The 11,909-nt window shown below is 55.6% G+C and carries 11 protein-coding genes; 9 read left to right on the forward strand and 2 right to left on the reverse strand.

Annotated features, from left to right (window positions below; all coding sequences use genetic code 11):
* Positions 1-112 precede the first annotated feature (112 nt).
* Together VHE34_RS26900 and VHE34_RS26905 are read right to left on the reverse strand one after the other, a co-directional pair.
* Entirely contained in the window at positions 113-367 is a 255-nt protein-coding gene (locus tag VHE34_RS26900) for a transposase (RefSeq protein WP_414709933.1), read from the reverse strand.
* A 28-nt stretch (positions 368-395) separates the two neighbouring features.
* On the reverse strand, positions 396-1,661 hold the full coding sequence (locus VHE34_RS26905; RefSeq protein WP_325593808.1) for a LamG-like jellyroll fold domain-containing protein: 1,266 nt from the start codon (positions 1,659-1,661) through the stop codon (positions 396-398).
* Positions 1,662-1,860: 199 nt separating this feature from the next.
* Between VHE34_RS26905 and VHE34_RS26910 the strand changes: the two genes are divergently transcribed.
* The 9 genes from VHE34_RS26910 (at position 1,861) to VHE34_RS26950 (ending at position 11,902) form a co-directional block, all read left to right on the forward strand.
* Positions 1,861-2,433 carry a hypothetical protein gene (locus VHE34_RS26910; RefSeq protein WP_325593810.1) on the forward strand — a complete coding sequence of 191 codons (573 nt, stop codon included), beginning with the start codon at positions 1,861-1,863 and terminating at the stop codon, positions 2,431-2,433.
* 82 nt (positions 2,434-2,515) lie between these two features.
* A complete protein-coding gene (locus tag VHE34_RS26915; RefSeq protein WP_325593812.1) occupies positions 2,516-3,340 on the forward strand; it encodes a hypothetical protein in 825 nt (274 codons plus the stop codon).
* An 11-nt stretch (positions 3,341-3,351) separates the two neighbouring features.
* A complete protein-coding gene (locus VHE34_RS26920) occupies positions 3,352-4,440 on the forward strand; it encodes a hypothetical protein (protein WP_325593814.1) in 1,089 nt (362 codons plus the stop codon).
* Positions 4,441-4,481: 41 nt separating this feature from the next.
* A complete protein-coding gene (locus VHE34_RS26925; protein WP_325593816.1) occupies positions 4,482-5,045 on the forward strand; it encodes a carboxymuconolactone decarboxylase family protein in 564 nt (187 codons plus the stop codon).
* A gap of 23 nt (positions 5,046-5,068) precedes the next feature.
* The gene (locus VHE34_RS26930) at positions 5,069-6,031 is read left to right on the forward strand and encodes a hypothetical protein (RefSeq protein ID WP_325593818.1); all 963 of its coding nucleotides are present in this window, start codon (positions 5,069-5,071) and stop codon (positions 6,029-6,031) included.
* A 23-nt stretch (positions 6,032-6,054) separates the two neighbouring features.
* Complete coding sequence (locus VHE34_RS26935) at positions 6,055-7,596, forward strand: phosphatase PAP2 family protein (RefSeq protein WP_325593820.1); 1,542 nt, start codon at positions 6,055-6,057, stop codon at positions 7,594-7,596.
* A gap of 208 nt (positions 7,597-7,804) precedes the next feature.
* Complete coding sequence (treF, locus tag VHE34_RS26940) at positions 7,805-9,391, forward strand: alpha,alpha-trehalase TreF (protein WP_325593822.1); 1,587 nt, start codon at positions 7,805-7,807, stop codon at positions 9,389-9,391.
* A gap of 37 nt (positions 9,392-9,428) precedes the next feature.
* Positions 9,429-10,196, forward strand: coding sequence for a penicillin-binding transpeptidase domain-containing protein (locus VHE34_RS26945; protein ID WP_325593824.1), 768 nt, complete (start codon positions 9,429-9,431; stop codon positions 10,194-10,196).
* A gap of 20 nt (positions 10,197-10,216) precedes the next feature.
* Positions 10,217-11,902 carry a VWA domain-containing protein gene (locus VHE34_RS26950; protein WP_325593826.1) on the forward strand — a complete coding sequence of 562 codons (1,686 nt, stop codon included), beginning with the start codon at positions 10,217-10,219 and terminating at the stop codon, positions 11,900-11,902.
* Positions 11,903-11,909 lie beyond the last annotated feature (7 nt).

Below are 11,909 nucleotides of genomic sequence, written 5' to 3' on the forward strand. Positions count from 1 at the left end.
TAAAGATACTCCGGTGAATTATTTTTGGCAACCGTTAAAACACCTATTTGTCAAAATAAGGCGGCAAATACTTTGGTTGCCTTATTTTATTTACCTATTAATTCATTGTATTTCAGTCGCCCACTGCAGTTCCGCACTGAGAGCTCAAACCGCTCATGATCTTTATCTTCCGGGTGTTCCACCGGGCCACAAACTCATCGCAATATCGTTGTAAGTGCTGCGGGCTGACTTGGTGAAAGACGCCGATGATTCCCCTTTTCAACAGGCTCCAAAAGTTTTCTATGCCGTTGGTGTGGAATCCAATATTAACGTATTGACCTAATGAGCGGTCAACGATAACGTGTTTAAACCGATGGCAACCGTACACATCCTGGGCCGAAATACCGCCCCCCAACTCAAAGTTTGACGAACGCGATAGTGACCCAGTTGCCCGATTCCCCGATCCGGAGAAAATAATAGCCTGCTCTCAGGCCGGAAGTGCGTAGCCCCACCGGCGAATTGCCGGAAGCAGGAGCCTGATCGATCAAAACTCTCCCGGCCATGTCCAACACCTGCAGCCGATGGATGGGCAATCCGCCGTCGTTGATCAACGTCAACTCATCAGCAACGGGATTTTGCCCCAGGTGGATCCCGGCGGATCTGCCGGCCACCGTCAGCTTCAGAATAGATGTCCAGGAACGGCTGCCTTCGTTGTCCGTCCCCTCGATGCGGTAGTAATTGTCGCCGGCCGCCGGATGAATATCGACAAACCCATACGTGGCGTTGCTTCCTGCTCCAGGGGTACCCTCACCGGCCACAACCTCGCCGATAGGAGAAAATGCACCGCCGGGAGCCGATCGTTGGATCTCGAAACGGCCGTCGTCCGACGAATTTTCGGTTGTCCATTTAAGGTAAACCAGCCCTGCTTCGACCTGGCCGGTAAAAGATCCCCAATGGATGGGAAGGGCGACACCACTGAAATAAGTATATAAGTCAGACACCTGGGTGGGTGTCAGCGCACTGCTATAAGCGATGGCGTCGTCCAAACTCCCGGTAAAAACGCCGGTGGCAACACATGGATTTCTCCCCAGACCAATTAAGGGCGGGGCGGTCCTCGCGGCCGTGCTGGCACCCGAAGTGGTCGCCACCTGGCTCCCGTCGACATATAAGGTGATCACACCAGCAGCTTCAGCCCTGGTTGCCGTGACAAAATGCCACGAGCCGTCGTTGTAGGATAGGGGCGAGATAATGGTAATATCAGGATTGCCGATGCCAAACGCGATATGTCCCCCGTTGATAAGCGCCGTACCCCAATCGCTGGTTCCCCCACATACTTCCGCATCCACCAGCGCCGCGCCGCCATACCACTGGGTGCTCGAGGCCGCGGACATCGTCGTCTTAACCCAGTATCCGACGGTGAAATCATCGGCCAGCGCCGTCACGAGACCGGATGGAAGCGTGCCCGTCGATGTTCCGGCAATAAAAGCAGTCGCACTGCTTGCCGTACCAAAACGGTTAACGTCGTCGGCCGTTGAAACCAGCGTTCCGTTGAAACCATTGCCGCTGATATCGGCGGCTGAATTGTTGAAAGGGAATTGGGCGACACTGCCGGCAGGCAATTGGGCCAGTACGGCGAAAGGCCCGATAAACAGGCCGACGCTTAGTGCGATAGCATTACGCATTTGTCTCGGTTTATAAGATTACCAAATGGCTGAATGGAAAAAGGTACGTATCGCGACTAATGATTGAGGGGGGCAGGGTAAATGTAGGTGAATTTGTGGTATATACAGCGAGGTGTCGTCGTCCAATCCTCCGGGCGTTGATATGGCGGTAACCAAAAAAAATCCCCCATAATCCAAAAAATTACTAATTTGTACCGCTTTGAAGCGTCTTGCTGCCATACTGCTCATGGGAATCCTCTTCTTCAACTGGTACGGTTACCAGTTGCTGACGCAATATTGGCAACAACAGGCCGAGAGCAAGCTGCAAGCCCGCCTCGACCGCAACGAATACGATGAATCCCAACTGCTTACCGTAAAGGTCCCCATCACCACGCTTTCCTACTACAACTACTCTTCCAGCAATTTTGAGCGCGTAGACGGCAATATCGACATCCACGGCGTCCGCTATCAATATGTCAAACGCCGGTTCGTCAAAGATTCATTGGAGTTGCTCTGCATCCCCAACGAAACAACGATGAAGCTGCAGCAGGTGAAGAACGATTTCTTCCGCCAGGTCAACGACCTCCAGCAGCAAACCCAGGGCAAAAAGGCCCCTTCCTCCCCGGTAAAGAATATTTCAAAAGATTATCAACCCACGGCAATGCAGATTGCCGTCCCCGGCGCATGGGCCGCACTGTCCCTGACGCCGGCGGAGTACATTTATCCTCATCTTCCATCTTCTTACTCCCCCACCGCAGAGATGCCCCCCGATCAGGCGCCAGCCTTATCCTAAGTCTCTGTCATCACCCTGTTTTCTCTCCAATATGCATTATCGCGCCGGCATGATCCGAACGCGGTAAGCACAACGATGCACAATGAAGAATCTCTCTGGTGAAGGGCTTCACAGCCCGGCACAAAGTATACATTATACGCTCCGTATCGCTTCGGCCATGTGCTTTATCGGCCATGGCGCCTTTGGGATCATCACCAAACCCATCTGGTGTAACTATTTCGCTGTCTTTGGCATCGGCCACGACCTCGCCTACCGGCTCATGCCGTTCGTAGGGGCCATCGACATCCTTATGGGTCTTTCCTTATTGATCTACCCGATCCGTGCCGTCGCGGGCTGGCTGGTTGTCTGGGGACTGATGACGGCCTGCTGCCGGCCGTTATCGGGCGAACCCTTCGCAGAAATGATCGAACGCGCGGGCAACTACTGTGCCCCCCTCGCACTACTGCTCCTCTCAGCGACCGGCACCCGCCTGCGGAAGGGCTGGCTTGTGTCAAGATTGGACCCGCATACTCAAACCGATGCCCGGCATTACCGGCTTGTCCTGTTCTCCCTGCGCATGGCTGTCTTTCTCCTGCTGCTGGGCCATGGCTGGCTCAACCTCATCGAAAAGAAAGGTCTCCTCCAACAATATACCGCACTCGGCTTCGCCAACCCCGCGCAACTGGCCCGGATGGTGGGGATGTTCGAAATGCTGGCCGCCCTGGCGGTGTTGGTCCGGCCCGTCCGGCCGCTGCTCCTCGTCTTTTTTGTATGGAAGATGGGAACCGAGCTGTTCTATCCAAAATGGGAGCTCTTTGAATGGGTGGAACGCGCCGGCAGCTACGGCTGTATCCTCGCCTTATGGATCGCCCTGGGACGCATCCCGGTGCAAAATATCAATTCTGTCAAAACCAATTTAGCTGTTTAATTCCTCAAAAAATGAAAAAGGTATTTTTTACCATCCTGCTTCTGACTGCTTTCGTCTCTTTCAATCACGCATATTCACAAGGCTGCGTCGCCATCCGCAGCACCGGAGGTTTCTGCACCTATGACGGCAAGACCCATGTAGACTCCGCCAGCAAATGGCAATTCACCGTCAACAATCGGTACTATAAATCCTTTCGCCACTATGTTGGCACCGCGGAACAAAAACAGCGGCAGACCCTGGGGAATGAGGTGATCAATCACGCCTATACCCTGGATATGGCGATCTACCGCATCATCAATCCCCGCTGGTCGATCATGCTCGACCTCCCGGTGTCCGCCAACGCCCGGTCGCAGACCTATACGCAGAGCGGCGTTCTCCACCGCTTCAGCACCCATGATTTTGGCGCCGGCGATATCCGGTTGGCCGTCTACAGCTGGTTGCTGGACCCCGTCAAAATGCCCAAGGGCAATATCCAGATAGGCCTCGGTATCAAGCTGCCGACCGGTGAAGACAACTACCAGGACTATTTCAGGACCAGCGACAGCACCAAGGTCCTCGGACCTGTCGACCAGTCCATTCAGCTGGGCGACGGCGGCACCGGCATCACCTTCGAGCTGAACGGTTTCTATAACTTCTCACATACGATCGGCGTCTACGGCAACTTTTTCTATCTCGCCAACCCCCGTGATCAGAATGCCGTACCCAACTACCGCGGCACGCCTTCCGCCACTTCCCTCGCCAACGGTAGCAGTGTCATGAGCGTTCCCGATCAAATGTTGATCCGCGCCGGTATCAGCGCCCAGTTCAATCGCCTGACGGCTTCCGCCGGCTTCCGCGATGACTGCCTGCCCGTCCACGATCTCATCGGTCAGAGCAACGGCTTCCGCAGACCCGGTTATATCCTCTCCGCCGAGCCCGGCCTGACCTATGTCGCCTCGTCGAAAGTGTCCATCTACTCCTATGTGCCCATCGCGCTGGTACGCAACCGCACCCAAAGCGTACCGGATAAGATCACGACGGCATTGACGGGAAAATACACCCAGGGCGATGCGGCTTTTGCCGACTATGTGATCAACATCGGCGCGAATTTCAGATTCTAAAACCCGGCTGGACCATCCGCAATCAAAAAAACACGAGCTCCATGGCACACATAAAACTTAATAACGAACAGCTCCCCGGCATCGTCGGGCTGCTGGACTATAGCCCGGCGACGGCAAAGCCGCTGCTCGAGTTGGCCAATGTCCTGTTGCGGGACGATTCGACGCTCACCCGTACCGAAAGGGAGATCATCGCGGCGTCGGTATCCTATCGCAATGAATGTCATTTCTGCCATACGAGCCATGCCGCGGCAGCCGTTGCCAACGCCGGCGCGGATATCACGATGATCGACGACATCAAGCAGGGACTCATCGATACAAAAGTGTCGGACAAGCTCCGCGCCTTGCTCGCCATTGCCCACCACGTTCAGCAGGGCGGCAGGCAGGTGACGGCCGAGGATATCTGGCTGGCGCGGGAGAACGGCGCCACCGACAAAGAGATCCATGACACCGTCCTGATCGCGGCCGCCTTTTGCATGTACAACCGATATGTCGACGGGCTCGGGACCTGGGCGCCGAAAGATAACGAGGCCTACCTGGAAATGGGCCGTAACATCGCCGAACACGGCTATGGCTATTCCGTACGCCAGGCACAAATCGCCTTATAACTTATAAAACCAAAACAAGGCTTATGTTGAACAGTAAAAAAGTAGCTTTTTCCGTCGCCCTGGCCCTGCTGGTCGCAGCGCCGGCGGTGCTGAAAGCTCAAACGGATGAAGATGGCATCATGATGGACAAGAAGAACCTTTGTATCGGCGCCACGTATATGCACGGCAGCTGGGACCATTATTGGGAAGGGACTTTCAAACGCAACAACCAAAATCTCGGGACGGTTTCCACCCAATCGGTGATGGTAATGGGTACCTATGGGATCACGCGGAAGCTGAACTTCATCGCCGGGGCGCCCTATGTATGGACCCATGCCACAGCGGGAACCCTGCATGGCCAGCATGGCGTGCAGGATCTGTCGGCCTGGCTCAAATGGGACGCCCTCGACCTGAACGTCGGCAAAGGGGTTCTGTCCATCTACTTTCTGGGCGGCGGTTCCCTGCCGCTCACCAACTATATCGCGGACTTCCTGCCACTCTCGATCGGTCTTCAAAGCAAAACCCTCTCCGGTCGGCTGCTCGTTGACTACCAGGCGGGGAACTTCTTTGCCACCGCATCGGGGACCTATACGGGGAGAAGCAATATCATCATCGATCGCAACTCGTATTACACCACCTCCCTCCACCTCACCGATAAGGTGGATATGCCCGATATGGCCAGCTATAATGTGCGGGCCGGCTATCGCAGCAACTGGCTGATCGCCGAAGCGGTCTTTACCCAAGCGTTCACCGTCGGCGGATTCGATATCCGGAAGAACGATATGCCCTTCCCAAGCAATAAGATGAATTCGACGATGGCGGGGATCGACTTCAAATACACCCTGCCGAAGAAATGGAATGCACTGTCGATCGTAGGCGGCGGGATGTACACGCTCGCCGGCCGGAATGTCGGTCAGTCTACTTCCTGGGATCTCGGGGCGTTTTATGTCCTCGATTTCTCGCATAAGAGATCCAAGGCCCATACTTCCGCATCCGAAAAGAAATAATCTCGCCATCAAAAAATGAAATTATGAACCGCCATATCTTTCTTCTCGCCCTTGGCTCGATTCTAATGATCGCCGCCTGTAACAAGAATGTCTCCGACCGCACGGCCGGCCTGCCGCCTTTGGCGCCCGCCAACGAGGACCTCAATGCCGGCTCCTGGAGGCCCATCCTGCTGTCCCGTCCCGACACTTTCGCCGTTGCTACACCCGCGGCCACCAACAGCCCGCTGTATGTGGCCGACCTCAACGAAATAAAAGGCTACCAGACGCATCTTACCAGCGACCAGCAAGGCCAGATCGCCTACTGGAGCGCCGGTGGCGTACTCCGCTGGAACGAGGTGATGCGGGAACTGGTGGCGAAATACAACCTGGCCCCCTATCAGAACACCGATGGCTCCTATCCCACCCCTAGTTCGGCCAATCCCTTCGCCTATCCCTTCTTCCCCTTCTCCAACCCGCCCTATGCCGCCCGCGCCTTTGCTTACATCAGCGCCGCCCAGTATGATGCACTGGTAGCCTGCTGGTACTACAAGGCAAAATTCAACCGCCCCGCGCCGTATACGGTCGATCCCACGATCAAGGCGATGGCCGGCAAAACGGGTCTGGCTTCCTATCCTTCCGAAGGCGCTGTGCTCGCTGGCGTCTCGGCGGAAATGATGCAATTGCTCTTCCCCGACGAGATTGGCAACGTCCAGCAGAAACTGCAACAGCAGGAGATGGCGTTGATGGCATCCGGCGCCGCCACGCGCAGCGATATCACCGCCGGGGAAGCCTTGGGTCGACAGGTGGCCGAAATGTTCATTGCCCGCGCCCGTGGCGACAATGCCGGCAAGGCAGTGGGGACGCCGGCCGACTGGGCAAAATTTGTGACGACGGCGCAAGCCGCCAACCAGGTGCCCTGGCTAAGCCTCGAAGCCCCGGCAAGACCACCCATGCTCCCGCTGTTCGGCAAGGTAAAGGGCTTCCTGTGCGATTCGGCAGCCATTGTCTCTCTGCGTCCGGGGCCGCCGCCTTCGACCAGCAGCGATGAGATGAAGTCCCAAACATCCGCGGCGCTCAAGACGATCCAAAATGCAACCAGGGAACAGATGAAGATCGTGCAGTTTTGGGCCGACGGGATCGGGACCTACACTCCGCCAGGTCACTGGAATGCGATCGCCGCAGAAGACTTCGTCAAGCAAAACTGGAGCGAAGTGCGTTGGGCCCGGAACATGGCCCTGCTCAATATGACGGAGATGGATGCCGCCATTAGCTGCTGGGATATCAAATACTTCTATTTCAACCCGCGTCCCACCCAGTTGGACCCGAGCATCAAGACGCTGACCGGGATACCCAATTTCCCATCCTATGTCTCCGGTCACTCGATGTTCAGCGGCGCTGCGGCAACCATCCTCGGCCATATCCTGCCTTCAAGAGCATCGGCCTACGAGGCCATGGCGCAGGAGGCGGCCAATTCCCGGATTTATGCGGGGATCCACTATACTCTCGACTGTACGGTTGGCTTGCAGGTGGCGCAAAATGTCGGCAACTATGCCGTCAAACGCGCCCAGATCGACGGCGCCGAATAAATATGGTAAATATTTTGGTTCAATGCGGGCCACGGGCCCGTCGGCCGAAGGCCAAACAACATATTGGTCGGAGCGAGGCGGCAAATTTCCTCCAGCCACCGAGCGAAGAACAAAGCAAAAGCAAGCAAAACGCCACGATTCTTCGTGGCGTTTCATTTGAATGGCCCGTGGCCATTTTTTCACTATTTTTATCCTATATAACGCATATATGAAAAGACTGGCCGGCTTCTTACTGCTTGTAGCCACCTCCCTGCTTTCTTTTGGACAACCTCTCGTCACCACCCCACCCGACAAGATCTACGGGAAATTATTCGTCGACGTACAAATGAACCGCGTCTTCCCCGACGGCAAGACCTTCGTCGATTGCATCCCAAAACGCAAGCCGGCCGAGATACTGGCCGACTACGACGCCCAGAAAGAGACCGCCGGATTCGATCTGAAAAAGTTCGTGGCCGACAACTTCGAAATTCCCGCAGGTCCCACCGACAACTATAAGACAAATACCACCGAAGATGTCGTCACCCACATCAAAAATCTCTGGTCCGTATTGAAACGCACGCCCGACAAGGTCGTCGAAGGCAGCTCTCTCCTCCCACTGCCCTATCCCTATATCGTCCCCGGCGGCCGCTTCCGCGAAGTCTACTACTGGGATTCCTACTTTACCATGCTCGGCCTGAAGGAAAGCGGCGAGATCGAGATGATCGACAACATGGTAAAGGATTTTGCCTATCTCATCGACAACTATGGCCATATCCCCAACGGCACCCGAACTTACTATCTTGGCCGCAGCCAGCCTCCCTTCTTTTCCGTCATGGTCGAGTTGCTGGCCGAAGCCAAAGGCGACAGTGTCTTCCAGACCTTTCTCCCGGCCATGGAGAAGGAATATGCCTTCTGGATGGACGGCGCCGATAAGCTGAAACCGGGACAGGCCTATCGCCGGGTAGTCCGGCTCAAAGGCGGAGATATCCTCAACCGTTACTGGGACGACGCGACGGTGCCCCGCCAGGAGAGCTGGCGCGAAGACATCCTCACCGCCCAACGCTCGGGCCGCGATAAGGGGGAAATGTACAAGCATCTCCGGGCGGCGGCGGAAAGCGGCATCGACTTCAGCAGCCGCTGGTTTGCCGACAGCAGGAACCTCGTCACCATCCGCACGACCGATTTTGTTCCGCCCGATCTCAATGCCCTCCTCTATCACCTGGAATGGGCCATTGCTAAGGCCAGGCTGATGAACAAGGACGATAGCACGGCCGCGAACTTCCGCCGCAAGGCGATCCACCGCGGCGAACTCATCGACAAATACTGCTGGAATAAGACCGTGAATTTTTATACGGACTATGATTTCAAGAGGGCGAAACAAAGCACCCATATCACCCCCGGAGGCATGTACCCCTTTTGCTTTATCAACGAAAGGTCGGATTATATGAGCTTTCTCGGCCAGAAAGTGGCCGCCGTGATCCGGGAAAAGCTGCTGCAGCCCGGGGGTGTCGCCACGACAGCCTTCAATACCGGGGAGCAATGGGACTCGCCAAACGGCTGGGCCCCGCTTGAATGGATGACCATCTGGGGACTCGACCGCTGCGGCCAGAAAGACCTCGCCGCCGATATTGCCGGACGCTGGGTAAAGCTGGTGGAGAAAGTGTATAAGGAGACGGGCAAACTGAATGAGAAATACAATGTCGTCGACATCAACAAGGAGGCCGGGGGCGGCGAGTATCCCGGCCAGGACGGCTTCGGCTGGACCAATGGAGTCACGTTGAAGCTCATCGAAAAATATCATCTGCCAAAGGAATGATGCTTATCCCGTACCTTGCGCGAAATTTCGACCCATCATGCCCAAGAGCTTTTTTGCTATCCTGCTGACCGCCGCCGCGCCGATCCTCCTGACGTCCTGCTCGACCAATAACGTGACCGTCGACAACAGCCTGCAAAAATATTTCGACAGCGCCGGTGTCAAAGGGACTTTCGGCCTCTATGACAATGGCCAGGGCCACTTCACCATTTATAACCTCAACCGCTTTCGGGACAGCGCTTATCCGCCCGGCGCCACCTTCGATGTTTTACAAGCCCTTATTGCGGTGCAAACCGGAGTGGCCGCAAATGAGAACTCACCCTTGCTCCAACCGGATTCGGCAGGCGCCGAGGCCGGATCGATCCGCCTGGCCGCCGCTATCGGCAAAGACTCCTTGAAAAAATGGGTCGACTCCCTTCGCTATGGAAACAAGGATATCAGCGAATATACCGACTCGACCCACCCCGCCGGCCGCCTGGCCATCACCGCCGACGAACAGCTCGGACTCGTAAAAAAACTCTATTTCGACCAGCTGCCCTTCTTTCAGCGTACCCAGAAGATCGTCCGCGGCCTCTTTCAAAAAGAAGAGAATTCCAATTACCGCATTGTCTATAAAACCGGCGAGGGAAAAAATGCCGCGGGACAGCCCACCGCCTGGATCATCGGCTGGGAGGAAGAGAATAAACACCCCTATTTCTTCGTTCTCAATATGGATTCGGCCAACGCGCAGTCCAACGTCTCAACCCTTGGCCTTCAACTTGTTAAAAATATCTTAGGACCCATGGGGTTCTTTGCCGGAAAGAAATAGGAACCGTATCTTGCAAGACAGTGTATCGTCTCCAACATAGTGAATATCTCATCGGCCTGGGAGCGCTCCCGCTCCTCGTGGCCGCGCTATACCTGCTCATCGGCTGGAAGAAAAGGACGGCCGCCCGCATGGGTGATCCGGGACTCGTCCGCCAACTGATCGATAACTTTTCGCCGTCAAGGTTCATGATCAAAGCCATAGTCGCGATCCTCGCCTTTGGCGTGATCATCCTCGCCGCCGCCAACCCCCAGAAGCCCGGGGCCATGGAGAATGTCCAGCGGAAAGGAGTGGACGTAATGCTGGTGCTGGATGTCAGCAAGAGCATGCTCGCCAAAGATATAAAGCCCAGCCGGCTGGATAAGGCCAAACAGTTCATGATGCTGCTGACCGAAAAACTGAACAACGATCGTATCGGGCTCATTCTCTTCGCCGGCCGCGCCTATCTCCAGATGCCGCTGACCACCGACCATGGCGCCGCGCGGATGTATATCCAGGACGCCGGCCCTGACGCCGTGCCTACCCAGGGAACCGTCATTGGCGAAGCATTGAAAATGGCCAACACCGCATTCAACAGCAAGGAACGGAAGTATAAATCCATTGTCCTGATCTCCGATGGCGAAGACCACGATCCGGAAGCCCTCAAGCAAGCCCAGCAGCTGGCGCAAAGCGGCGTAATGATCAATACCGTCGGCATCGGCTCGCCGGAAGGCTCGCCCATCATCGATCCAGCCACCAACGAATTGAAGAAGGACGAACAGGGCAATACAGTCATCTCCAAGCTGAACGAGGCCGAGCTCCAGCAGCTTTCCAACGCTACCAACGGCGAGTACATCCGGCTCGACAATGTCGACGACGCATTGATCACCATGAGCCAGCGCATCGACAGCGCCGAAAAGAAATCCATGAGCGACTCGGAATTCATCGACTACGTCAGCTATTTCCAATGGCTTGCCGGCGCCGCCCTACTCCTCTTGCTGGTCGAATTCTTCCTCTCCGAACGCCGGAAGAAAAAGAAGGCCGCCGTCTCCCTTACGCCGGCAAAGGCGGCCATGCTGGTACTCGCGATCCTGACTGCCGCCCTGCCCGCGGCGGCACAGTCCGGGAATGCCGAGCTCCGCAGCGGGAACCGGTATTATAAGAAAAAACAAATCGATCAATCCCTGCGGCAATACCAGTCGGCCGTACAGAAAGCCCCCGATAACCCCACCGCCAATTACAACCTCGGGAACGCCCAGTTCCGGAAGAACAATTATGACGAGGCGGGCCACTCCTATGACGCGACGATAAAAAATAGCGCAAACGACAAGGGGATGCAGGAAAAAGGCTATTACAACAAGGGCGTGTCGATGATCAAGCAAAAGAAATTACAGGAAAGCATCGATGCCTGGAAAGAGGCGCTGAAGCTGGATGCGAACGATGCCGATGCCCGCGAGAACCTGGAAAAAGCGCTGATGCAGCAAAAGCAGCAGCAGCAGCAGCAACAACAGAACAAGAACGATCAGAAGAAAGAGCAGAAGGAAAAGAAGGAGGAGAAAAAAGACCAGCAACAGCAGGAACAGCAGCAGCCAAAACCACAACCCAGCCGGCTCAACAAACAGCAGGTGGAACAGCTGCTGAAGGCACTGGAACAAAAAGAGAACGATCTTCAGAATAAGATGAAGCAGAACAAAGTGAAAGCCCCCAATCAGCCGGAAAAGGATTGGTAAACTAACC

Source organism: Puia sp., assembly GCF_035546395.1.
Taxonomy (GTDB): Bacteria; Bacteroidota; Bacteroidia; order Chitinophagales; family Chitinophagaceae; genus Puia.